The organism is Alishewanella sp. WH16-1 (assembly GCF_001441695.1).
In the GTDB taxonomy this organism is placed as follows: Bacteria; Pseudomonadota; Gammaproteobacteria; order Enterobacterales; family Alteromonadaceae; genus Alishewanella; species Alishewanella agri.
On the sequence record NZ_LCWL01000149.1, the window covers coordinates 1 to 24,737 of the forward strand.

The window sequence follows — 24,737 nt, forward strand, 5'->3', positions numbered from 1 at the left end:
ACCGGAGTGCTGTGGATAAGTCAGGGGTGGGGTTCGATGTGGACGATAAGCTGCACGTTTTGGCTGGCGAGTTGTTGTTCGGCTTGATCGGCCAGTTGATGCGCGCGTTCGACGCTCCAGTGGCCTGGTACCAACAAATCGGCTTGGGCGAAGGCCTGGGTTGCTGCAGTACGGGTACGCAGATTAGTAAACTGCACCTCAGGCCCGCCAATGTCTGCCAAACTGAGGTTGATTTGCGCGATCCGCTCCGCCGGTAGGGCGTTATCCATCAGACCGTTAATGGCTTTATGTAAAATGCGGCCGCCTTCACACAGAATGTGCAGGGCAACCAGAATGGCAACCAAAGGGTCGAGCCAGTTTTTTTCAAATATCACTGCCAGTGCAACACCGAGCACCACACCTGCGGTGGTCCAGACATCAGTAAGCAAATGTTTGCCATCGCCTTCCAGCGCGGGTGAGTGCCAGTCTTTACCGCCACGGATCAGCAATAAACCAACGGCGAGGTTCAGTAAACTGGCCAAGACCGTTAAAATGGTACCGAGACCAAGGGCGTTGATAGGCTGAGGATTAAGAAGCCGCTCACCGGCGGTAAACAAAATCGCTAGTGCCGCCAGAAATATCATGCCACCTTCAAAGGCGGCTGAAAAATACTCGGCTTTACTATGCCCAAAGGGGTGGCCATCATCTGCTGGCCGTCGGGCGATGGTCACCATCCATAAGGCGAAGCCGGCACCGGTAACATTAACCAGTGATTCCAGCGCGTCGGATAAAAAGCCAACAGAGTCGGTCAGATACCAGGCCAGGGTTTTCAGCGCCATGGTTAAAAAGCCGGCTAACAATGACAGCGCCAGTAATTGGCGGGGGCGAAGACGTGGCATCAAAGGCTCCACTGGGTGCGTTAAGTTCAGTGTACGGTGCGCGGTAATTATTGTCAGCTGGCAGCGTGAAGAAATCCGCGTATTCGCCTTTCTATAGCTTAACTTGTATAATATGCGCCCTTGCGATCTTCAGGTGCTTGTTTTATGTCCACTGCTACTGCTCCCTTATCCCGTAAATCTGCTCCGGTAGCGCGGATGGCGCCTGAACGCGACCTGTTTTCCTATCCCAAATACTGGGCTGAATGCTTTGGTCCGGCACCTTTTTTACCGATGTCACGCGCCGAGATGGATAAGCTTGGCTGGGACAGCTGTGATGTGATCCTAGTGGTGGGCGATGCCTATGTCGATCACCCGAGCTTTGGTATGGCGGTGGTCGGCCGCATGCTGGAAGCCCAGGGCTACCGCGTCGGCCTGATTTGCCAGCCTGATTGGCACAGTAAAGACGACTTTATGCGCCTGGGGAAGCCGAACCTGTTTTTTGGCGTTTCTGCCGGGAATATGGACTCGATGATTAACCGTTATACCGCTGATAAAAAACTGCGGCATGACGATGCTTACACACCGGGTGATATTGGCGGCAAGCGGCCGGATCGGGCGGTGACGGTTTATACCCAGCGTTGTAAAGAAGCCTACAAAGAGGTGCCGGTGATTATCGGCGGTATTGAGGCCAGTTTACGCCGCATTGCGCACTATGATTACTGGTCAGAAAAAGTACGCCGTTCAGTGATTTTTGATGCCAAGGCCGATATTTTAATCTACGGCAACGCCGAGCGACCGCTGGTAGAAGTAGCACATCGTATTGCGTCGGGCATACCGGTTAGCGAAATTCAGGATGTACGTGGCACAGCAGTTATTCGCAAAGAGCCGTTACCGGGCTGGCGCGGCGTCGATTCCACCGCTATTGATAAAGTCGGTAAAATTGACCCTATCCCGAATCCTTATGGCGCCGATGATGTTGGCTGTAGCAGCTATTCCGAATTTGCTAAAGCCGGTATTGATTTAACCAAGCCCGCTGAGGTTGAAGCTAAGCCAATTATGGTGCAGGCGCCGCGGCAAAAGCCGTGGGAGCAAACGTACGTTAAGTTACCCGCCTTTGAGCAGGTCAGTGTGAATAAACCGCTGTATGCGCATGCGTCACGGATTTTACATCAGGAAACCAACCCCGGCTGTGCCCGTGCCATTATGCAGCGCCACGGCGATCGGCATATCTGGGTTAATCCGCCGGCCTTTCCGCTCAGTACTGCGGAAATGGATCTGGTGTTTGGTTTGCCGTATCAGCGGGTGCCGCATCCGGTGTATGGCAAGGCGAAAATTCCGGCCTATGAGATGATTAAAACCTCGGTCAATATTATGCGCGGCTGCTTTGGTGGCTGCTCATTCTGTTCGATTACTGAGCATGAGGGACGGATTATCCAAAGTCGCTCGAAAGAGTCGATTATGCAGGAGATCAAAGACATTCGCGACAAAGTCCCTGGTTTTAGCGGGGTGATCTCCGATCTGGGTGGCCCGACCGCCAATATGTATCGGTTAAACTGTAAAAACCCGAAAGCCGAACAAACCTGTCGTCGCCCCAGCTGCGTCTATCCGACGATTTGCGAGCATATGGATACCGATCAGAGCCCAACGGTTGAACTGTACCGTGAAGCCCGGAATTTACCGGGCATTAAAAAGGTACTGGTCGCCTCGGGGGTGCGTTACGATTTGGCGGTAGAAGATCCGAATTATGTCAAAGAGTTAGTGCAGCACCATGTCGGGGGCTATTTAAAAATTGCCCCTGAGCATACTGAAGATGGGCCTTTGTCGAAAATGATGAAGCCGGGCATGGGCGCCTACGACAAATTTAAAGAAATGTTCGACCGCTTTAGTAAAGAAGCCGGTAAAGAGCAGTATCTGATCCCGTATTTTATTGCCTCGCACCCTGGAACGACCGATCTGGATATGATTAATCTGGCGCTGTGGTTAAAGGCGCGCGATTTTAGGTTGGATCAGGTGCAGAATTTCTACCCCAGCCCAATGGCCAATGCCACCACCATTTATCATACCGAAATGAATTCGCTGAAAAATATCAATAAAGCGAATACCGAAGTGGTGCCGGTGCCCAAGGGCGAGCGGCAGCGCCGGCTGCATAAAGCGATCCTGCGTTATCATGATCCCAAAGGTTGGCCGATCATTCGCGAAGCGCTGATCCGCTTGAAAATGCAGCACCTGATTGGCCGGGGTAAAGACTGTCTGGTGCCGCCAGAGACGAAAGACGAGCAGCAGCAAAGACCACAGCGCGGTGGTAAGCCGGCATTAACGCGACACACTGGCTTAAATCCGGCTGCACAGGCCACGGCAAGGTCAAAGCACAGCACCGCGAACGGCAAAGCAAAGGGTAAAGCCAAAGCCGGGCAGGTGGCATCTAAGCCGGCCAGCCAGACACCGGCAAAAGGTAAGCCGGCAGCCAGAGGTAAACCGGCAGCAAAAAGCGGCCGCGCCGGCAGCTGAGCAGTGGAAAGCCGGCGGCTGTTCTTTAGTTTGTGTTTTTCGGCGCAGCAGCAACAGCTATTAGCGCCTTATCAGCAGCAGGCGCTGCAAGCTTGTCCCGGCGCCAAAGCGGTAGCGGTGGCGAACTTGCACCTGACGTTATTTTTTCTGGGGCAGGTGACGGCTGAGCAACAGCAGCTGTTATTGCAGTCAGCAGCTAAGCTTCGTTCTGCTGCATTCGAGCTAGAGCTTGATTATCTGGCGGGCTTTAGGCAGCCGAAAATTCTGTATCTGGCGCCCTCATCGATACCTCCAGCCTTGCTATTGCTGCAGCAACAGCTGGCGCAGTTTTGTCAGGTACAGGGCTTTACCGAGCCACATGCTGAGTATCGGCCGCATATCACGCTGGCGCGCCAGGCGCTGTTTGAGGGGCAACAGCGCGTCACGCCGCTCAGACTTAAGGTTCGGGAGTTTGCGCTCTATCATTCGCGGCGTGAAGGCGAAGCCTTAGAGTACCTGCCATTGCAGCGCTTTAAATTAATCAGTTAAGCAAAGCCTGAGGCCGCTTTCGGTAAAGTGCCGGCAATAACCGGCAAAATGTCATGAAGCGGTCAACAAAAATCAGTACACTTAACGGTTTTCTGCCTGAGTTGCTAAGATCAGGCTAATTTCGATCCGGATCTGATACTTATGAAATTTTTTGTGTTTTTTATCAGTCTGTTACTACTTAGCTGTAGTCAGACCCCAGTGACACAAAGTACGGCTGCTGCCAGTCCAGGTAGTCTGCTGATTATCTCAATTGACGGTCTGCGTCATGACTACCTGAGTTTGCATCAGGCACCGATGTTAGCCGAACTGGCGGCGGGCGGTGTGCATGTCAAACAATTACAGCCGGTCTTTCCAAGTAAAACCTTCCCCAATCATTATTCACTGGTCACCGGTTTACACCCGGAGCGGCACGGTATTGTTGATAACTCGATGTATGATCCTGAGCATCAACGGCAGTTTGCGATGAGTATGGCGGATCAGGTGGCAGATGGCTTCTGGTGGCAGGGCGAGCCGATTTGGATCACGGCTGAATTGCAGGGCGTGAAGGCGGCCACTTATTTTTTCCCGGGCTCGGAAGCCGAAATTAAAGGTAAGCGGCCCAGTTACTGGTTCCCCTATCAGCATAATACGCCAAACCGCGAACGTACTGAGCAGGTACTGGCCTGGTTGGCGCTGCCTGAAGCCGAGCGGCCAAGAGTGATCACCTTGTATTTTAGTGATGTGGATAGTGCAGGTCATAACTATGGCCCGCGCTCAGAGCAGGTAGCTCAGGCTCTGGCCGAGGTAGATGCTGAGCTTACCTATCTGGTGCAAACCTTACGTGAGCGTGGTCAGGCGGAGCAGGTCAACCTGATCATCAGCTCCGACCATGGTATGGCAGAGGTCGATCAGCGCAAATATATTATTGCTGATGAGTTGTTTGATGGCAGTTTAACGCAGAATGTTCGCTTTTCACGTGAAATTGTCAGCATTTTCCCAAAAAGTGGCCAGGAAGAGCTACTGTATCAGCAAATTGCCGGGCGTTATAACCCAGAGCAGATGCGCCTGTACCGCAAGCATGAGTTGCCAGAGCGGTTTCAGCATCAACAACATGCCCGCATCGCGCCGATTATTTTGCTGGCGGAGCAGCCCTGGATCTTTGTCCGGCGCAGCTTATTACCCGGTTTAAAGGCTGACCCGTCTTTCTTCAGAGCACGTGGCAGCCATGGTTATGACAATACCGAGCCGGATATGCAGGGAATGCTGATTGCCTATGGACCGGCCTTTAAACAACAGGCGACGGTAGCGCAATTAAGCATGGTCGATTTTTACAATGTGATGGCCAGGGTAGTGGGCCTGACACCGGCGCCCAATCAGGGTGATCCGCGCGCGTTATCGCTGTTATTGCGGGACTAAGCGGATGCATTGCGCGCATTTTGTTGCAGGCCGTTGTCAGTCCTGCCAATGGCTGGCGATGCCCTATGCCGAGCAGTTGGCATTAAAGCAGCAACAACTGTTGCAGTTAGTCTCTCCTTTGGCGCCGCTGGAGATCCTGGCGCCGGTGGCAAGTCAGCAACAGGCCTGTCGTTATAAAGCCAAGATGGTGGTGCAGGGTAGCTGTGAGGCGCCGCTACTGGGGATCATAAATCAACAGGGGCAGGCAGTTGATCTCGCCGATTGCCCCTTATATCCGCCAGCCTTTGCGGCCGTTTTTGCGGTGATTAAGCAATTGATTAGCCGCGCTCAGCTTACCCCGTACGATATTGCCGCCCGCCGTGGTGAGCTCAAGTATGTGCTGCTGCAGCAAAGTTACCACAGTGGTCACTTTATGCTGCGTCTGGTACTGCGTTCAAAGAACTGTCTGGCGGCGTTGCAAAAGCATTTACCCTGGTTATTGGCGAGCTTACCGGCGTTGTCGGTGGTCAGTGTTAATTTACAGCCCAAGCCGGCAGCACTGCTGGAAGGGCCGGAAGAAATCCTGTTAACAGAGCAGGCTTTGCTGCGCGAGCAACTTAATCAGGTACCGCTGTATTTAAGCCCACAGAGTTTTTTTCAGATCAATCCTGAATTGGCGGCCCGGCTCTATGCCACTGCTGCAACCTGGACGGCGGAACTTACGCAACAAGGCGTGCCGATCCGGCACCTCTGGGATCTGTTCTGTGGCGTGGGCGGTTTTGGTTTACATTTGGCCAGCAATGAAGTGGCGCTGACCGGGATTGAAATTGCACCGTCCGCCATTGCCAGTGCTAAGCAGGCCGCGGCTGAGCTGGGGTTAACCCAGGTCGATTTTAGGGCGCTGGACTCCGCTGCTTTTGCCACTGCGGCGGTTAGCCCACCGGATCTCCTGGTCGTGAATCCACCCCGCCGCGGCTTAGGCGTCGAGCTGGTGACGGCGATTAAACAGCTGGCCCCCGCTTATATTATTTATTCCAGCTGCAATGCCAATAGTCTGGCAGCTGACTTGACCCTGTTGGATAACTATCAGTTACTGCGGGTGCAACTTTTTGATTTATTTGCCCATAGTAGTCATTACGAAGTGCTGACCCTGTTACAGCAGCGGGCTAAAACCGCCTGATCCGGTTTTGTAAACCCACTAATCACACACCTTTACCCGCAGCCGGCAGCCTGTGAGCACTCTATGGGTGCTTGCATTTTTAACACCAGCAAATATACTGTATATATGAACAGTATTTTGGTGGTCTATGCACTCCTTACTTGAACAACTGACGCAGCGGCAATGGCTCTGGCAAGGCTCAGCCTTACCCGCTGCCGGTCAGCAGCTAAGTTCCGGTTATGCCGAATTTGACCGGCAACTGGGTGGCTGGCCGGCGTCCGGTTTGCTGGTATTGCAAAGTCAGCCGGCAATTGGCGAGTTGCGTTTACTGTTACCCTTATTCAAACAACTGCAGCAGCAAGGCCTGCTGGGGCTGATTAATCCGCCGCAGTTACTCCAGGCTGAGCCGTTGGCGGCAGAGGGGGTTAACCCGTCACAGTTGCTGTTGCTTTCCGGCCTCAGTGAAACAGATGCACTCTGGGCTGCAGAGCAGTTATTACAAAGTGGTTTATGTAGCCTGGTCCTGCTCTGGCAGGGGACGCTGGCGCGCAAGGCGGCACGTCGTTTACAGCTGGCAGCTCAGGCGCAGCAGGCGTTAGTGCTGCAACTGACCACGCAACAGCCGGAATTAACACTGCCTTTAGCACTGGCGCTACAGCTACTGCCACAGCCTCAAGGTTTGCAGCTTAAAGTGTTAAAGCGCCGTGCCGGCTGGGCCGGGCAACAATTTTATCTTAACTGGCAAGATGAATGGCCTGAGCTTTATCCGGTACTGACCCGCACCCAAGCGGCTTTGGCTGAGACCGCCTGAGGGCTTTGTCATGCGCTGGCTTTATCTGTATTTCCCCAACCTGCAACTTGATCAACTGGCAGTGCAATATCCGGCACAGCCGATGGCGCTGGCATGTCCGAAACGACATCAATTACTGGGGGTTAATTCACTTGCAGCGGCAGCCGGGGTTAAGGTCGGGCAAAGTGTGGCAACGGCCGTGTTACTGTGTCGTGAGTTACAGCTGTTTAGTCCTGAGCCGGCACGGGTAAAGCAGCTGCTGCAGCAGCTGGCGGAGCGGTTATATCAGGTGACAGCCGATCTGGCGCTGCAGCCGCCGGATGCCTTGCTGATCCGGGTGAGTAGCATGCTTAAACTCTACCCGGATCCTGCCCGTTACTGGCAGCAACTTCAACTGCAACTGGCAGACTGCCCCTATCAGTATCTGGCCGCAGCGGGGCAAACTCCGCTGGCTGCAAAATTACTGGCCCGCTCCGGGCAGACCGAGCTGTACTTAACGCCAGCGGCAGAGCAGGCCAAGCTGGCACTTTGTCCGTTAACTGCCAGCGATCTGCCGGCGGCTAGTATTGAGCAGTTAGCCCGGTTGGGGATCCGGCAGTTAGGTCCCTTACTGGCATTGCCGGCAGCAGAGCTGGCGCGACGTTTTTCTCAGGACGTGCTGCAATATCTGGCGGCATTAACGGGCAGAGTACTGCAATTACCACAATTTTACCGACCCCGGCTGCAATTTAACCGTGAATTACAGCTGCATTATGAAATTACTGAAAGTCCACAGTTATTAAAGCCGTTACAGCCATTGTTACAGCAACTGCAGCAGTTTTTACGCCGGGCCAACTTATTGTGTCAGCGTTTGCAGCTTACTCTACAGTTTCGCCAGCACAGCCCCTTACCTCTGCAGATCCGCGCCCGGGCCGGTGAAGCCTGCGCCGCAAACTGGCAGCAATTACTGTCCCTGCACCTGGCGCAGCTGCAGCTGCCAGAGCCGGTGTATGCGCTGCAATTGGCGGCAACAGACTATGTACCCGATCAGCGCGCAAGTTGTAATTTACTGGCACAGCGCTCACAGCCGCTGAGCAAAGCACAACTGCTCAGTGTGCTGGTGGCCCGCCTGGGGGAGCAGGCGGTGGTGACACCGCTGCTAAGCCTGAGTCACTGGCCGGAGGTAGAGTCATCGGCATCAGCTGTAGCGGCGCTGCCGGCACTGAATGCGGCGCTTTGTTATCAGCTCAGGCCTATTTTACAACTGCCCAAAGCCCTGCCTTTAACCGAGGCGGTGACGCTGTTAAGTGGTGCCGAGCGTTTGGAGCAACTGTGCTGGCAAAGTGGCACCTTATTGCAGCGGGATTATTATCTGGCCCGCACTGAGCAGGGGCAACTGTGGTGGGTATACCGCACACCACAGCAGCAATGGTATCTGCAGGGTTGGTTTAGCTAAGGGGGGCCGATGAGCGAAACGTCAGCGGCAGCGCCGCCATCCGGGGCCGTAGCCTACGCCGAGTTATTTTGCCGTTCGAACTTTAGTTTTTTACAAGGCGCTTCCTCGCCGGAGGAGTTAGTTAGCACGGCGGCAGCTTTGGGTTATCAGGCGCTGGCACTGACCGATGAATGTTCGGTCGCCGGGGTAGTGCGGGCACACCGGCAAATCAAACAGCAGCAATTACCGTTAAAACTGATCATTGGCAGTTATTTTCAGCTGCCTGGCCTGTCCTTAGTGCTGCTGTGTCCGGATCGGCAAGCCTATGCTGAGTTGTGCCGCATTATCACCAATGCCCGGCGACGCGCTGAAAAAGGCCACTACCAGTTGGAAGAATGGGATTTACGCAGCAGCAAGCATTGCCTGGCACTCTGGTTGCCGCAGGGGGAGGCGGAAGTGGACCAGTACTGGGGGCAATTATTAAGCCGGCACTTTAGTGGTCGCCTGCACCTGGCGCTAGTGCGGCAACTACGTTATCGCGAAGCGCGCTACCTGGCTTATTGCCAGACGCTGGCCCACGATTTTGCACTGCCACAGCTGGCGGTTGGTGCGGTATTAATGCATCAACGTGAGCGACTGGCATTACAGCAAACCTTGACTGCTATTCGCCTGAAAACACCGGTCCAGCAGTTAGGCCGTCAGTTGCTGAGTAATGCTGAGGCCTGTTTAAGACCCCTGAGCAAACTGGCAAAGCTCTATCCCGCTGCTGCACTGGCGCAGAGCGTGACGCTGGCGGCTGCGTGCCAGTTCTCGCTGGATGAGCTGCGTTATGAATATCCATCTGAGCTGGTGCCGTCTGATCTTAGTGCCAGTCAGTATTTGCAGCAACTGGTGCAAGCCGGAGCCCGGCAGCGTTTTGGTATAGCAGGGCCGGCAGCGTCGATCCAGGCGCTGATCGATAAGGAATTGGCGCTGATTGCTGAGCTGCGTTATGAGTACTTTTTTCTGACCATCTATGATTTGGTGCAGTTTGCAAAAGCGCGCGGCATTTTATATCAGGGCCGCGGCTCTGCCGCTAATTCGGTGGTCTGTTATTGCCTGGAAATTACCGCTGTCGATCCGCGGCAGATTAATGTGCTGTTTGAACGCTTTTTATCCCGCGAGCGGCAGGAGCCGCCGGATATAGACGTAGATTTTGAGCACGAAAGGCGCGAAGAAGTGATGCAGTATCTGTATCAGAAATATGGCCGCGAGCGGGCAGCGCTGGCGGCAACGGTGATCAGCTACCGCTTGAAAAGCGCGATCCGTGATGTTGGGAAGGCGCTGGGGATTAATGAAATGCAACTGGAGCATTTTATTAAAAACCTGAACCGCCGCCATGGTGTGGTCAGCTGGCAACAACAGCTTAGCCAGCTTGGACTGAATACCGAACAAGGTCTGGGACAGCAGCTGGTGCAGCTGGTGGAGCAAATCCGCGGTTTTCCGCGGCATTTATCACAGCATGTCGGGGGCTTTGTGATCTCGGCCGGCCCTTTGTATGAGTTGGTACCGGTAGAAAATGCGGCCATGGCTGAGCGCACTGTGATCCAATGGGATAAGGATGATCTGGAAACCTTGGGGCTGTTAAAGGTCGATGTGTTGGCTTTGGGCATGTTAACGGCAATCCGCCGCTGTTTTCAGTTGGTGCAGCAACACTATGGCTTGACGCTTAGTATTGCGGCAATTAATGGCTATGGTGATGACCCTCAGGTGTACCGGCAAATTCAACAGGCGGATACAGTAGGGGTGTTTCAGATTGAATCCCGGGCACAGATGAGCATGCTGCCAAGACTCAGGCCATCCTGCTATTACGACTTGGTGATTCAGATAGCGATAGTGCGGCCAGGACCAATTCAGGGGGATATGGTGCACCCATATTTGCTGCGCCGGCATGGCAAGGAGGCGGTAACCTATCCTTCCGAGGCAGTCGCCGGCGTGTTATCCCGTACCCTGGGCGTACCGATTTTTCAGGAGCAGGTGATTCAGCTGGCAATGGTGGCCGCTGGTTTTAGCGGTGGCGAAGCGGATCAACTCAGACGCGCCATGGCCAGTTGGCAGAAAACCGGTGAGCTGTTGCAGTTTAAAGAAAAGCTGATCAATGGCATGCTAAGCCGCGGCTATCAGCAAGACTTTGCCGAGCGGATCTATCAGCAAATTTGTGGCTTTGGCGAGTACGGTTTTCCGGAGTCGCATTCCGCCAGCTTTGCAGTACTGGCCTATGTTTCTGCCTGGTTAAAACATTACTTTCCGGCGGCATTTTATACCGCCCTGTTAAACAGCTATCCCATGGGGTTTTATAGCCCGTCGCAGCTTATTCAGGATGCCAGACGTCATCAGCTTAGGGTGCTGCCGGTCTGTATTAATGCCTCCGCTGCTGCTCACCAATTGGTCCTGCATCAGGGCGATTGGGCTATCCGGCTTGGTTTACAACAGGTTAAGGGCTTAAGCCCTCAGACGCTGCAACAGCTATTACAGCAGCGGCCAGCGGCGGGCTTTTGTCATCCGGTGCAGTTAAAGCAACTGGGATTAAATGCCCGCGAACTGGCGGCGCTGGCCAGTAGCAATGCCTTGCAGAGCTTAACTGGCGATCGCTATAACAGTCGCTGGCATTTGCTGGATCAGCAAACGCAGCTACCGTTATTTGCCGCTGTAGCTGAACCGGCGGCACCGCTGCTGCAGCCACCTGGCGAGCGCGAAGCGATGCTGGAAGATTATCAGGCGCTGGGGTTTAGTCTTGATTATCATCCTCTGCACTATTTACGCCAGCGTGGGAAGTTGGCTGGTTGTACTTTGGCTAGCGACTTGGCGACAGTGCGGCAACAGGCGGTGGTTAAGGTCGCCGGCTTAGTGACTTGCCGGCAGTGCCCGGGTACTGCCGCCGGCGTTACTTTTTTAACGCTGGAGGATGAAAGCGGTAATATCAATGTGGTGGTATGGCAGGGCACGGCATTGGCACAGCAACAGCCCTATCTGACAGCGAAGATCCTGCAGGTAAACGGCATTTTAGAGCGCGAAGGCGAGGTTATTCATGTGATTGCCGGACGCTTAACGGATCTTACACCCTTACTGGCCGGGTTACCGGCCGGGTCGCGGGATTTTCACTAGCCCAAAAGGCTGGCGGCTACAAACTGAGGTTAGCGTTTAAAGCCAATCCGAAAGCCGCCCCAGTGCTTGCCATTAACATAGATAGGTACCGATAAGTCATGCACAATTTCGCCGGTATCTCTTTTATAGGTTTGCAGTAGCATCGGCTCAGTGTTGCTGCCACAGCGGCTACCGGTACGGTCACTAAATATCCGTTTGGTGCGATTTTGCAGCAAATCTTTATCGTAATTACCGGTCAGCGGCTGACTGAATTTTTTATTATGGGTTGGGAAGTAACCCTTGCGATCGACTGCGCCGGCATAGAGTACATTCTGATGCCGGCTTAAAATCGGCTCCTGAATAGCGGGGAATAATTGATCAGTCAGCTTGTCATAGGCGGTACTGAATTTTTGTGGGTTAGTATTGGCGATAGGTTGATATTTTTCGGCAAATAACTCTGCTTCTGAGACCTTACCTTCTTTAATCAGCTGGCTTAGCGTCGTTGCGATAGCCGAAGCCGCTTGTTTGGCTTCTTCAAAGATCGGTTGGTAAAAACTGTTACTGGCCTGAGTACTGAGTTCCCGGTAGATGGTTTCAGTTTCAATCGATACCTCTACTGCCTGACCGGCAATTCGGGTGCCTTTTTGCTCAATTTGTACCAGCGCACTACTGATATTGTCGATAGCACCACTGATTTGGCTGCTATTACTTTGTAGCGTATCACTTAATTGTTCAATTTCCCGCAGAGCACCTGATGCTTGTTTGACTTCCTGGCTAATATGATTGACGCCTATTGCCACCTGCTGTAACTCGTCTTGTGCTTGATGGCTGGAATGTTCTAATTGCTGCATTAACTCGGCAGTATGGCTACTTTGGTTGCGGATCTCCTGCAACATATTCGCAATATCTTTGGTTGCGCCGGCTGTTTTACCTGCCAGTGCCCGTACCTCGTCGGCCACCACCGCAAAGCCGCGCCCTTGTTCACCGGCGCGAGCTGCTTCAATGGCGGCATTCAGCGCCAATAGATTAGTTTGCGCTGCGACGTTATTAATTACTTCGGTGATATGCTGAATTTTATCAGCGCTGCTGCGCAGGCTTTGTAATTCGGCTGCCGCATTGGCGACCGCTTGCGCCAATGCTTCAATCCGCACCACACCATTTTGCAGGTTTTTATCTGCCTGCTCTGAAGCGCTGGCGGTTTGATTTATCGTTTGATTAATGGTTTGCAGGTTATGATTTAAATCACTGCTGCCGGCTGCCACACTCTGGCTGGCATTGGCCAGTTGCTGGCTATCATCGCTGCTATGTTTAATATCTTTAATCAAGGCATCAATATAAAAAGACACTTCTGCTGCCCCAATCGCCATTTTGGAGGTGGCTGCAGTAATATTACGGTACATTGTTTCTTGTGATGGCGGAGCCAGAGGAGGTTTGGCTGTTTCTGAGCTGGGGGCTGGAATAAAGAATAAATAACCTGCAGTTAGCAGCAGCGTAAGCACAGCGGCAATTAAAGGATTAACCAGCCAAAACAAGAGGCTTTGCAGCAACACCAGTAACAGCAAAAACACGGCATGACGGATCAGCAGGGCAGGCATAAAGACTCCGATTATACTAATACTTTTGGCAGGGTGGAGAAAGCCGCGAATATTGTAAATAGCCAGCGGCCGCTTTTAGACTAAAGTCTATCGGAAAACCTAAATTTTTCCAGTCACCTACGAGAGATGCTATGCTCTGCGACCTGTTAGCGGCTTGAGTAATTTTGTGGCGTATTTTTCACTTTTTGTAACCGGATTTATCGCGGCAACGCTGTTTCCCGCCTCCTCCGAAGTGTTGCTGCTGGCGCTATTAGCTCAAGGTTTAACGCCACTGTGGCTGTGGACTGCTGCGACCTTGGGTAATACTCTGGGCTCCTGTGTGAACTGGTATCTGGGGCGCGAATTGCTGCGTTTTCAGCATAAAGCTTGGTTCCCAATTTCTGCCGCCGCGCTGCAACGGGCTACAACACAGTTTCAGCGTTATGGCCGCTGGAGCTTATTGTTGGCCTGGTTACCGGTAGTTGGTGATCCACTGACGATGGTGGCTGGGGTGTTACGGGTGCCGTTTCGGCTGTTTATCATACTGGTAGCTTTGGGCAAAGGGCTACGCTATGCAATTTTGCTCTGGCTGGGCGGACAGTTCTGGTAAGCATGACGAACAAAATCAAACCAGCAAACGTCAACAAGCCCTACTTTCTGATAGCTTTTAAGCGCCGGATCCGTCATCATTAGCAGCATTAACAAGCAAAGAGATCTCACCATGGAATACCAACTTACTGCTGCAGAATTAGCACGGATCACCGCGCTGGATGCCGAGCAGCGTTATGAATATTTTATTAAAGCCGTTGCGGATTTGGAGCAAGTCTGGATTCTGACTGACGACGAAGGCTTTGTACTGGTTAGCGCCGAAGATGAGCGTTGTATTCCGGTATGGCCACATGCTGAGCTTGCCGAGCAGTGGATTGAAGGTGAATGGTCAAATTGTTCCGCCCAGGCGGTTGACCTTGATACCTGGCTGGAAAAGTGGACAGAAGGCTTAAATGGTGATGAATTAAGTGTTGCTGTACTGCCGGATGCCGAAGGTCCTGGCGTAGTGGTAACACCGGATGAATTGGCTGAAACGCTGGTGAATGAGTTAAGCGACGAAGCCTAAGCTTCAAGCCCATAAATAAAAACGGCAGGGTTTCTCCCTGCCGTTTTTATTTAGCTATCAGGTAGTCAATTGACCAGCTCGTTACCATTACTTAAGCCCGAGGCATAAGCCAATAGATTGTCACTGGTAATTTGGCTGATTTGCTGCAGTGCTTCCCGGGTAAAAAACGCCTGATGGCCGGTAATCAGTACATTGGGGAAGGTAAGTAAGCGTTTAAAGACTTCATCATCAATCATCTGCTCAGACAGATTCTCAAAAAAGATATCCGCTTCCTGTTCATAGACATCTAAACCCAGATAGCCGATTTTCCGGTTCTTCAGGCTGTGGATCACGGCTTTGGTGTCAATCAGGCCGCCGCGACTGGTATTAATCAGCATTACACCGTCTTTCATCTGTGCCAGACTATATTGATTAATCAAATGCTTAGTTTGCGGGGTAAGCGGGCAATGTAAGCTGATAATATCGCTTTGCTGATACAGATTTTCCAGCGAGGTGTAGTGCGCTGTCAGTTCAGCGTCTGGCTGAATATCGTAACAGAGCAACTTACAACCAAAGCCTTTCAGAATACGGGCCGTTGCAAGGCCGATACGGCCGGTGCCGATCAGGCCAACGGTTTTGCCATGCATATTAAAGCCGAGCAAACCATCCAGGGCAAAGTTATCATCCCGTACTCTGTTATAGGCTTTATGTAGTTTGCGATTTAAGGTCAGCATCATGGCGATAGTGTGTTCGGCGACCGCTTCTGGTGAATAGGCCGGCACCCGGGCTACTCTGATCCCTAACGCCTTGGCGGTATCCAGATCGACATTATTAAAGCCGGCACAGCGCAGAGCGACCATTTCGATGCCCATTTCCGATAGCTGCTGCAACACCGCTGCTGATAAATCGTCATTAACAAAAACACAAACAGCATGACAGCCTGCGGCCATCTTTACCGTCTCAACATTCAGACGACTGTCAAAGTAGCGAAACTGCAGGCTGGCATCAGCCCATTGGTTAAAGCCGTCCTGATCATATTTTTTCGCACTGAATACCGCGATTTTCATGGCATCTCTCCCATCGTGATGATGCGAGGATACCGGATCCTGATTTTGCATATTTAGCGCCAGATCAAAGTTACAGTAATTCTTCGATGGCTTGCGCTATGCTGGCAGGTTTAGTGCGCGGGGCATAGCGTTTTACCACCACTCCCTCTTTGTTTACCAGAAACTTGGTAAAATTCCACTTAATTGCCCGGCTTTTTAACAAACCACGGGCATGATCTTTCAGGTATTCAAATACCGGCGCGGCTTCAGGACCATTTACGTTAACTTTACCCATCAGCGGAAAGGTCACGCCATAGTTTACTTCGCAAAACTGCATAATGTCGGCATTCGAACCCGGTTCCTGGCCACCGAATTGATTACAAGGAAAGGCCAGAATCACCAGGCCACGTTGCTGATATTGCTTATGCAATGCTTCCAGCTCTTTATATTGTGGGGTAAAGCCACATTTGCTGGCAGTATTAACAATTAATACAACCTTACCGCGAAACTGGCTCAGCTCAACCGACTTACCGGCGTTGTCCTGTACGGTAAAATCATAAAGTGTGGTCATGGGTATTCCTTAAGACTTTCAATTCTGCTGATAACTTTGTAAGCTCGACGTCCACTATGTCACAGCTATAAGTCATTTTTATGTCAAATACCAGTAATAAAAAAGTCGCCTTTATTGGCTTGGGAGTTATGGGGTATCCAATGGCCGGTTACCTGCAACAAAAAGGCTATGAAGTTTGTGTATATAACCGTACGACGGCCAAAGCAGAGGCTTGGGTCAGCCAATATGGCGGCAATTATGCTGCCACTCCAGCTTTAGCAGCACAAGACGCTAGCCTGGTGTTTATGTGTGTGGGTAATGATGATGATGTGCGCTCTGTGGTTTATGGAGAGCACGGAGTACTGGCTACCATGGCAGTAGGCACAGTGCTGGTCGATCATACGACGGCGTCAGCAGAACTGGCGCGTGAATTAGCTGCAGCTTGTGCTAAACAGCAGTTGAGCTTTCTGGATGCACCGGTATCTGGTGGCCAAGCAGGTGCTGAGAAGGGTATTTTGACGGTAATGGTTGGTGGCAGTGCAGCCGACTACAGTCTGGCTGAGGCGGCGATGCAGAGCTATGCCCGTTGCGTTAAGTTGCTCGGGCCGGCCGGCTCTGGCCAGTTGGCGAAGATGGTTAATCAAATCTGTATTGCTGGTGTGGTGCAGGGGCTGGCTGAGGCCCTAAACTTTGCTAAAAATGCCGGTTTAGACGGTGCCGCTGTGGTCGAGGTGATCTCGCAAGGTGCCGCATCCTCGTGGCAGATGCAGAACCGCTCACTGACGATGCTGGATGATAAGTTTGATTTCGGTTTTGCGGTCGATTGGATGCGGAAAGATCTGGCGATTGCGTTAAATGAAGCCCGCAAAAATGGCAGTGCTTTACCGCTGACGGCGCTGGTGGATCAGTTTTATGCTGAGGTGCAGCAAATGGGCGGCGGGCGCTGGGATACGTCGAGTTTAATTAAGCGGTTGAGCCGGTAAAAGATCATTTACTATCTAAGATTCGTGCATCCGGCGGCTAAACACGCCGTACAACTTTCCTGGGGCACGCCGCGAATACCTCACTGGGGGTTATAAACTTCATCCTGAAGTTTACCCAGCTAAGGTCGCAGCAATGGGCTCGACGCTTCAGAATCGTGATATAAGCATCCGGTGGCAAGCACACCGTACAACTTTGACGGGACACGCTGTGAATACATCCCTTACGGTTACAAACTTCATCCTGAAGTTTGCCCTTCGGGCCAGCGTGCCGCTGTTCAAATTTGTTCCTGACAAATTTGTGCATTTTTCATCCCTGAAAAATACATTCCCTTACAAAGTGTACGGAATGCTTACCACCTCGTTTTATATCTGCTGTGTTCTAAGATGTTTTTCATGACGTCTGACCGATGCTATTTAAGCCCTTGGCTGCGGTAGAATTTTCGTAACAGCAGCATGGATGCTGCGGAGGCTGAAAGGGCACAGGGATGTGATCCTTGAAGCCGGTGGAGAAAATTACTACCCAGCTGAGGGCGTTGAGCAGGTCTAGACGCTGCAGAGTCGAGGGTGAAGCATCCGGTGGAGAAAATTACTATCCAGCTAAGGGCGTTGAGCAGGTCTAAAATCTGCATGTCAGGTATCGAACTCAGATTTTAGTGACAACAGTGATAAATCCGGATAGCCAGCAAAGTGACTACCCGGTTTAATTTACAGATTACTCAGCGGTTAAAACCCACTCGGTTAACAAGCGCACACCATAGCCGGTTGCACCCTCAGTTTGTAAGCCACGGTTGCCACTGCTTAGAGCGTTACCCGCGATGTCTAGGTGCGCAAAAGGCGTGTCTTTAACAAACTGCTGCAGGAATAAGGCGGCAGTTGATGCGCCGGTGCTGCTGCCGGTGTTACGTAAATCGGCGATGCGGCTCTTTAGCTCTGGCAGCATTTCGTCGCTAAGCGGTAAGCGCCAGACTTTTTCCTGCACCTTATCACCCGCTTGTGTTAGTTGCGTAACTAGCTTGTCATCAGTACTGAATAACCCGGCGTAGTAACTGCCGACAGCGCCCACTTTGGAACCGGTTAAGGTAGCGATATCAACGATAGCGCGCGGTTTAAAGTTTGTCTCAGCATAGAACAAGGCATCGGCCAGCACCAAACGGCCCTCGGCATCGGTATTGATAATCTCAATGGTTTTACCATTACCTGCGGTGATCACATCACCGGGCAGGTAAGCGCGGTCAGAAATCATATTTTCAGCCATTGCCATTAAGCCAACAACATTGACCGGGGCTTTTTGTTTCGCCAGGGTGTGCATGGTACCGAGTACTGCCGCCGCGCCCGCCATATCACTGGTCATTCTTAGAATAGAGTCACCCTGAGTTTTCAGGTTATAACCACCGGTATCAAAGGTAATGCCCTTACCAACCAGTGCAACCGGCGCTTCTTTGCTGCCTTCCCATTGCACAATCACCAGACGCGGCGGACGGGCGCTACCGCGGCCTACGGCGAGGATGGCGCCAAGACCGGCTTTTTCCAGTGCTTTTTCATCCAGTACTGTGACTTTGGCACCAAGTTTACGCAGCTCCAGTGCCTGTTTGGCAAAGGTCTCCGGATAAATACCATTACCGGGTTCATTCGTCAGGTCCCGGGCCAGAGCAACACCCTCGCTTAGCGCGCTAATTTGAGCCAGACGCTGCTCTGTTGCTTGTTGCTCGGCGGTCAATAAATGCAGATTAAGTACTTTTTGCGGCTTTTTATCGCTGTGATAGCGGCTAAAGGTATAGCTGGCTAAATCGACGCCGTGGCTGATTTGTGCCAGTAATTCAGCCTGACCAATCGGAGCCTGAATAAGGGAGGCGTCAAGTTGAATGGAGCTGGCACTGCTGCCTTTTAAGGTGCGCGCTGCGGTTGCGCCCAATAAGCTGGCCTGATATGAGGTTAATTTCGCGGTATCGCCAGTACCCAACAGCAATACGCGCTGGTATTGGGAGTAAGGTGCTGACGGAGCCAGCCAGCTCAGAGTTTTGCCATGCGCAGCGGTAAAATTTTCTTGTTTGCTGATGGCTTCAAGCTGTGGATTGGCTGTTAACTGGTCTGGGCTCACCAGCAATACCAGCGTATCAGCGGCGGTAGCAATGGTGTTACTGGCTTTGATATTAAATTGGTCTGCCACGGCAGTAAAACTGCAGCTGGCGGCAAGGATGGCGGCGATAGCGCTTAAACGAAACATAGACAAGACTCCTGTTAATTCAGTTTGTCGCTATAGTGACGAAAAGGCTGCATTTATACAATAAAACGGCGGGTAATCTGTCGTGAATTTCTGCGGATACAACAAAAAGGCGCCATAGCGGCGCCTTGTCTGATAGGCATTACGGCTTAGTTAAACTGCATTTCCGGAATATCGCCGTTAATCACCAGCTTACCGGCAGTTTTCTGCTGAATTTCCTCAACCGAAATACCCGGTGCGCGTTCCAGCAGGTGGAAGGCGCCGTCTTTGACTTCCAGTACGGCCAGATCGGTCACGATCTTCTTAACACAGCCAACGCCGGTCAGTGGCAAGCTGCAGTTTTCCAGCAGTTTGCTGCTGCCGTATTTGTCGGCGTGGGTCATAGTGACGATAATATTCTGGGCGCCGGCCACTAAGTCCATGGCGCCGCCCATGCCCTTAACCAGTTTACCGGGGATCATCCAGCTGGCGATATTGCCGTTCTGGTCGACTTCAAAAGCCCCCAGTACCGTCAGATCAACATGACCGCCGCGGATCATGGCAAAGCTTTCGGCTGAGCTGAAAATCGCCGCGCCTTTAATCGCGGTGACGGTTTCTTTACCGGCGTTAATCATATCGGCATCAATTTCGGCTTCGGTTGGGTAGGGGCCCATACCGAGTAAACCGTTTTCCGATTGCAGCATTACTTCAATACCGGCTGGTACATAGTTTGCGACCAGGGTCGGGATGCCAATGCCGAGGTTAACGTAGTAACCGTCTTTTAATTCCTGCGCCACCCGCATGGCGACTTGTTCACGTGATAAAGCCATTGTTGTCTCCTTAACCCTGACGAACCATACGGCGTTCGATGCGTTTTTCAAAGTTGCCTTTGATCACGCGCTGCACATAGATACCCGGCGTATGAATTTGTGAGGGTTCTAATTCACCCGGCTCAACAATTTCTTCGACTTCGGCCACGGTAATTTTACCGGCAGTCGCCGCCATCGGGTTAAAGTTCATCGAGGTATGACGGAATACCAGGTTGCCGTAACGGTCGGCTTTCCAGGCGCGTACTATGGCAAAATCACCGGTAATGGATTCTTCCAGAACATAGTGGCGGCCATTGATTTCGCGGGTTTCTTTGCCTTCAGCCACTGGCGTACCGTAGCCGGTGGCAGTAAAGAATGCCGGTATTCCGGCGCCGCCGGCGCGCATCTTTTCTGCCAGCGTGCCTTGTGGGGTTAATTCCACTTCCAGCTCGCCGCTAAGCAGTTGTTTTTCAAACAGGGCGTTTTCGCCAACGTAGGAGGCAATCATTTTCTTAATTTGCCGATCTTCCAGCAGAATGCCTAAGCCAAAGCCGTCGACGCCGCAGTTGTTTGAAACCACTGTCAGATCTTTGGTGCCCATTTTTTTAATCTGGGCAATCAGGCCTTCCGGAATACCACATAAACCAAAGCCACCGGCAATAACGGTCATGCCGTCTGTCAGGCCGGCCATGGCGTCTTCGTAGCTATGTACGACTTTATTAAACCCTGCCATTTGTTGTCCTCTGTTTTTATCGCAATTGCTCAAGTTTGGCTGCACTTGGCCTGTAACGCCAATCCTACTTTAGAACTAGGCTGCTTCCCCAACTCGCGGGTGATAAACCAGCCGGCCTGCGCCAGCAGGGTTAAATCTACGCCATGTGCAATGCCAAGACCATTTAGTAAATACACCACATCTTCGGTAGCGACATTCCCCGAAGCGCCGGCAGCATAAGGGCAGCCGCCTAAACCGGCGACTGCGCTGTCAATCACGGCTATACCGCGACTGAGCGCCACATAAATATTAGTCAGTGCCTGGCCATAGGTATCGTGAAAATGCACCGCCAGTTGTTCCTTCGGTACTACTGCCAGCACCGCGTCCAGCATAGCATTGACTTTAGCCGGGGTGCCGACACCTATGGTATCACCCAGTGAAATTTCGTAGCAGCCCATGTCCAGCAGGGCTTTGGCGACGAAAGCCACGTCAGATGGTGTAACCTCACCCTGATAAGGGCAGCCGACCACACAAGAGACATACCCGCGCACTTTGATGCCGTCAGCTTTAGCCGCTTCGAGTACCGGTGCAAAGCGCTGCAGGCTTTCAGCCACCGAGCAGTTGATATTTTTCTGACTAAAGGCTTCCGAAGCCGCACCAAAGATCGCCACCTCTGTGGCGCCGGCGGCTTTGGCCGCTGCATAGCCTTGCAGATTTGGCGTGAGCGCGGCGTAAGTCACACCGTGATGGCGCTTTATCCCGGCAAAAACTTGCGCTGAATCGGCCATTTGCGGCACCCACTTGGGTGAGACAAAGGCGCCGGCTTCGATATACTGATGGCCGGCTGCACTGAGCAGATCAATCAGCTGAATTTTTGCACCGCTATTAACGCTGCTTTCGTTTTGCAGGCCGTCGCGCGGCCCGACTTCGACCAGCCGGACCTGTTTGGGAAAACTCATGCTTCCTCCGGGCTAAAGTCCACCAGTTGGGCGCCATCTTTTACCAGATCGCCGGCAGCATAGAATACGGCATTGACGGTACCGGCTTTAGGGGCCTTAATCGCATATTCCATCTTCATCGCTTCCATAATCACCAGTGTTTCACCGGCTTGCACCTGTTGTTCTGGCTGACACAGCACGGCAACGATGGTGCCGTTCATCGGCGCGGTTAAGCTGCCGGCGTTATCGGCGGCATCGGTAACCGTAGCGACTTCGGTCTGATAGACAATGTCATAGCGCTGATGTTTGATAAAGACACTGATGGTGTCCTGATACTGGCTAACCCGCATTTTCATCCGGTGCCCGGCGAGGATAGCGCTGAGCTCATCGCCATTTAAACTGGCCTGACAATCCAGCGTCTGACCGTTTAACGTCAGGCTATAGTGTTGTTGCTGCGCCGCTACGTTAATCAGCTGCTTGTCATCACCCAGTTTTAACTCCAGGTTTAAGCTTGGGGTTTCGTTTAGCCGCCAGCCATGGCTGAACTGCCACGGGCTACTGGCCGTTTGACAGCTGGGTGCCTGCTGCTTACTGACAATATAAAGTGCGGCCAGCAATAATGCCTGGCTTTGCTGGTTATGCGCCGGCGCAAACAGACTGGCCTGATGCTTATTGATAAAGTTGGTATCCAGCTCCGCCGCTTTAAAGGCCGGATGTTCTACCAAACTGGTTAAAAAACCGAGGTTAGTAGTAACACCGGCAATGCGGTAATCATCCAGTGCCCGCAGCATACGGCTGATGGCGCGGTCGCGGCTTTCATCCCAAACAATTAGCTTGGCGATCATCGGATCGTAGTAGGGCGTGACTTCGTCGTGTTCGACCACACCGGTGTCCACCCGTACATGCCTGCTGTGCTCTGGCTGGCGCAGATAGGTCAGCTTACCGGTAGCAGGCAGGAAGTCGTTATCCGGATCTTCGGCATAGACCCGCACTTCAATAGCATGGCCATCCAGCTGAATTTGCTGTTGCGATAGCGGCAGTTTTTCCCCGGCAGCGACCAGTAATTGCCATTGCACTAAATCCTGACCGGTAATCATCTCGGTGACCGGGTGCTCAACCTGCAAACGGGTATTCATTTCCATAAAATAGAAGGAGCCGTCTTCGTCAAACAGGAATTCGACGGTACCGGCACCACGATAATCAATCGCCTGAGCTGCTTTTACCGCCGCTTCACCCATCGCCTGACGCTGTGCCGGGGTAAAATTCGGTGCCGGTGCTTCTTCAATCACTTTTTGATGCCGGCGCTGAATCGAGCAGTCACGTTCGGCAAGATAGACCGCATTGCCGTGGTTGTCGGCAAACACCTGAATTTCGACATGGCGTGGTTTGGTCAGGTAGCGCTCCAGCAACATTTTGTCGTTGCCAAAACTGGCCTTGGCTTCGCGGCGGGCGCTGGCCAGTGCCGGTGCAAATTCATCGGCGTTCCAGACCACGCGCATACCTTTACCGCCGCCACCATAGGCGGCTTTTAACAGTTGCGGATAGCCAATTTTGGCAGACTCAGCAGCCAGGGTGGCATCACTTTGATCATCGCCATGATAGCCCGGTACTAACGGCACACCGGCGTGCTGCATAATTTTCTTGGCCGCGCTTTTTGAACCCATGGCTTCGATAGCTGGTACCGGTGGGCCAATAAAGACCACGCCTGCTTCAGCACAGGCGCGGGCAAAGTCTTCGTTCTCAGATAAAAAGCCGTAGCCCGGGTGAATCGCCTCGGCGCCGCTTTGTTTGGCAATAGCGAGGATTTTGTCCGCCCGCAGGTAAGAATCTTTACTGGCGGCAGGGCCAAGTAAAAAGGCTTCGTCGGCCAGACGCACATGGCGGGCGTTGGCATCGGCTTCTGAGTAAACTGCCACACAGCGAATACCCAGCTTGTGTGCGGTGTCGATCACCCGGCAAGCGATTTCGCCGCGGTTTGCTATCAGTATTTTACGGAACATACTTCCTTATCCTGCTGAATTAACGGGTTTACTGACCAGTTATTGTTATTTTTTGCATTGCGCAACCTGCAGCTGACGCATTTTTAATCCGCCAGCCAAGCCGGTTTGCGTTTCTCTAAAAAGGCTGTCAAGCCTTCCTGACCCTCTGCCGAAACGCGGATCTCGGCAATCGCCTGGGTGGTATGCGCAATCACATTGTTACTGATTTTACGGTTATAAATGTTGTGCAGCAGTGCCTTGGCAGCGCTAACCGCAGCCGGGCTATTTTGCAGCAGACTAGCGATCAAGCTTTCAGCTTGAGATGCCAGTTCACCGGCAGCGACAACCTGATGCAATAAGCCCAGAGTTAACGCGCTGTCTGCACTAAAGCGCTCGGCAGTTAAAAAGTAACGCCGGCACTGGCGTTCACCCAGCGCCCGCATCACATAAGGGCTGATTACCGCCGGGATCAGGCCGATTTTTACTTCGCTCAGGCAAAAACTGGCGCCTTGTTCGGCCAATGCCATATCACAACAGGCGACTAAACCCACAGCGCCACCAAAGGCGGCGCCCTGTACCAGCGCGATGGTCGGTTTTGGGAATTTATCCAGCTTATGCATCAGTGCAGCCAGTTCGTTGGCATCGTCCAGATTTTGCTGGTAGTTTTTTTGCGCCATCGAGCGCATCCAGTTTAGATCGGCACCGGCTGAAAAATTTTTACCGCGGGCGCTTAGCGTTAATACTTTGACCTTATCGTCGGCAGCCAGCTGGTCCAGTACCCGGATCAGTTCGGCGATCATCTGGTCGTCGAAGGCGTTGTGGACTTCCGGGCGATTTAGGATCAGGTTAGCGACACCGCGGGAGTCAATGCTAATTTCGGTATAATGTTGGCTCATAATGATGTCGCTCCGTTCTAATCGTTTTATACCGCTCGTGCCTCAATTAAACTTGATGACACACAAGAGTTTTTAAGCCCTTGGCTGCGGTAGAATTTTCGTAACAGCAGCATGGATGCTGCGGAGGCTGAAAGGGCACAGGGACGTGATCCTTGAAGCCGGTGAAGAAAATTACTACCCAGTTAAGGGCGTTGCACCGATCTA

At 52.4% G+C, this 24,737-nt stretch carries 20 protein-coding genes; 10 read left to right on the plus strand and 10 right to left on the minus strand.

The window, feature by feature from the left end; all coding sequences use genetic code 11:
- Positions 1-20 precede the first annotated feature (20 nt).
- Positions 21-878, minus strand: coding sequence for a cation diffusion facilitator family transporter (locus tag AAY72_RS16315; protein ID WP_057788995.1), 858 nt, complete (start codon positions 876-878; stop codon positions 21-23).
- Between the two features lie 195 nt (positions 879-1,073).
- Here AAY72_RS16315 and AAY72_RS16320 point away from each other — a divergent pair, with 195 nt between their 5' ends.
- From AAY72_RS16320 to AAY72_RS16350, 7 genes are all read left to right on the plus strand, one after another.
- On the plus strand, positions 1,074-3,365 hold the full coding sequence (locus AAY72_RS16320) for a YgiQ family radical SAM protein (protein WP_082629010.1): 2,292 nt from the start codon (positions 1,074-1,076) through the stop codon (positions 3,363-3,365).
- Between the two features lie 3 nt (positions 3,366-3,368).
- Complete coding sequence (gene thpR / locus AAY72_RS16325) at positions 3,369-3,893, plus strand: RNA 2',3'-cyclic phosphodiesterase (RefSeq protein WP_008983808.1); 525 nt, start codon at positions 3,369-3,371, stop codon at positions 3,891-3,893.
- A gap of 141 nt (positions 3,894-4,034) precedes the next feature.
- Positions 4,035-5,288, plus strand: coding sequence for an ectonucleotide pyrophosphatase/phosphodiesterase (locus AAY72_RS16330; RefSeq protein ID WP_057788999.1), 1,254 nt, complete (start codon positions 4,035-4,037; stop codon positions 5,286-5,288).
- A 4-nt stretch (positions 5,289-5,292) separates the two neighbouring features.
- Positions 5,293-6,447 carry a 23S rRNA (uracil(747)-C(5))-methyltransferase RlmC gene (gene rlmC, locus AAY72_RS16335; protein ID WP_057789001.1) on the plus strand — a complete coding sequence of 385 codons (1,155 nt, stop codon included), beginning with the start codon at positions 5,293-5,295 and terminating at the stop codon, positions 6,445-6,447.
- A gap of 127 nt (positions 6,448-6,574) precedes the next feature.
- On the plus strand, positions 6,575-7,237 hold the full coding sequence (imuA, locus tag AAY72_RS16340; protein ID WP_057789003.1) for a translesion DNA synthesis-associated protein ImuA: 663 nt from the start codon (positions 6,575-6,577) through the stop codon (positions 7,235-7,237).
- A gap of 10 nt (positions 7,238-7,247) precedes the next feature.
- A complete protein-coding gene (locus AAY72_RS16345; RefSeq protein WP_057789005.1) occupies positions 7,248-8,651 on the plus strand; it encodes a DNA polymerase Y family protein in 1,404 nt (467 codons plus the stop codon).
- A gap of 9 nt (positions 8,652-8,660) precedes the next feature.
- A complete protein-coding gene (locus tag AAY72_RS16350) occupies positions 8,661-11,774 on the plus strand; it encodes an error-prone DNA polymerase (protein WP_057789007.1) in 3,114 nt (1,037 codons plus the stop codon).
- A gap of 29 nt (positions 11,775-11,803) precedes the next feature.
- Here AAY72_RS16350 and AAY72_RS16355 read toward each other — a convergent pair whose 3' ends face one another.
- Positions 11,804-13,348, minus strand: coding sequence for a methyl-accepting chemotaxis protein (locus AAY72_RS16355; RefSeq protein ID WP_057789009.1), 1,545 nt, complete (start codon positions 13,346-13,348; stop codon positions 11,804-11,806).
- A gap of 166 nt (positions 13,349-13,514) precedes the next feature.
- Between AAY72_RS16355 and AAY72_RS16360 the strand changes: the two genes are divergently transcribed.
- On the plus strand, positions 13,515-13,937 hold the full coding sequence (locus AAY72_RS16360) for a YqaA family protein (RefSeq protein ID WP_008983801.1): 423 nt from the start codon (positions 13,515-13,517) through the stop codon (positions 13,935-13,937).
- A gap of 111 nt (positions 13,938-14,048) precedes the next feature.
- A complete protein-coding gene (locus AAY72_RS16365) occupies positions 14,049-14,441 on the plus strand; it encodes a DUF2750 domain-containing protein (RefSeq protein WP_008983800.1) in 393 nt (130 codons plus the stop codon).
- Positions 14,442-14,506: 65 nt separating this feature from the next.
- Here the strand turns inward: AAY72_RS16365 and AAY72_RS16370 are convergent, their stop codons facing one another.
- Together AAY72_RS16370 and AAY72_RS16375 are read right to left on the minus strand one after the other, a co-directional pair.
- The gene (locus AAY72_RS16370; protein WP_008983799.1) at positions 14,507-15,487 is read right to left on the minus strand and encodes a 2-hydroxyacid dehydrogenase; all 981 of its coding nucleotides are present in this window, start codon (positions 15,485-15,487) and stop codon (positions 14,507-14,509) included.
- A 70-nt stretch (positions 15,488-15,557) separates the two neighbouring features.
- Entirely contained in the window at positions 15,558-16,037 is a 480-nt protein-coding gene (locus AAY72_RS16375) for a glutathione peroxidase (protein WP_008983798.1), read from the minus strand.
- A gap of 80 nt (positions 16,038-16,117) precedes the next feature.
- Between AAY72_RS16375 and AAY72_RS16380 the strand changes: the two genes are divergently transcribed.
- Positions 16,118-16,999: an NAD(P)-dependent oxidoreductase gene (locus AAY72_RS16380; RefSeq protein WP_057789011.1), complete on the plus strand. Its 882-nt coding sequence runs from the start codon at positions 16,118-16,120 to the stop codon at positions 16,997-16,999.
- Between the two features lie 712 nt (positions 17,000-17,711).
- Here the strand turns inward: AAY72_RS16380 and AAY72_RS16385 are convergent.
- From AAY72_RS16385 to AAY72_RS16410, 6 genes are all read right to left on the minus strand, one after another.
- Positions 17,712-19,223 (minus strand): leucyl aminopeptidase, encoded by a 1,512-nt coding sequence (locus tag AAY72_RS16385; RefSeq protein ID WP_008983796.1) that lies wholly within the window; start codon positions 19,221-19,223, stop codon positions 17,712-17,714.
- Between the two features lie 146 nt (positions 19,224-19,369).
- On the minus strand, positions 19,370-20,029 hold the full coding sequence (locus tag AAY72_RS16390) for a CoA transferase subunit B (protein ID WP_057789013.1): 660 nt from the start codon (positions 20,027-20,029) through the stop codon (positions 19,370-19,372).
- A gap of 10 nt (positions 20,030-20,039) precedes the next feature.
- Positions 20,040-20,741 (minus strand): CoA transferase subunit A, encoded by a 702-nt coding sequence (locus AAY72_RS16395; protein ID WP_008608117.1) that lies wholly within the window; start codon positions 20,739-20,741, stop codon positions 20,040-20,042.
- Between the two features lie 29 nt (positions 20,742-20,770).
- Complete coding sequence (locus tag AAY72_RS16400; RefSeq protein WP_057789015.1) at positions 20,771-21,679, minus strand: hydroxymethylglutaryl-CoA lyase; 909 nt, start codon at positions 21,677-21,679, stop codon at positions 20,771-20,773.
- Positions 21,676-23,658: an acetyl/propionyl/methylcrotonyl-CoA carboxylase subunit alpha gene (locus AAY72_RS16405; RefSeq protein WP_057789017.1), complete on the minus strand. Its 1,983-nt coding sequence runs from the start codon at positions 23,656-23,658 to the stop codon at positions 21,676-21,678. Before AAY72_RS16405 ends, AAY72_RS16400 begins: the two co-directional genes overlap by 4 nt.
- An 83-nt stretch (positions 23,659-23,741) precedes the next feature.
- Positions 23,742-24,533, minus strand: a complete 792-nt coding sequence (locus AAY72_RS16410) for an enoyl-CoA hydratase/isomerase family protein (RefSeq protein ID WP_057789019.1) — start codon at positions 24,531-24,533, stop codon at positions 23,742-23,744.
- Positions 24,534-24,737 lie beyond the last annotated feature (204 nt).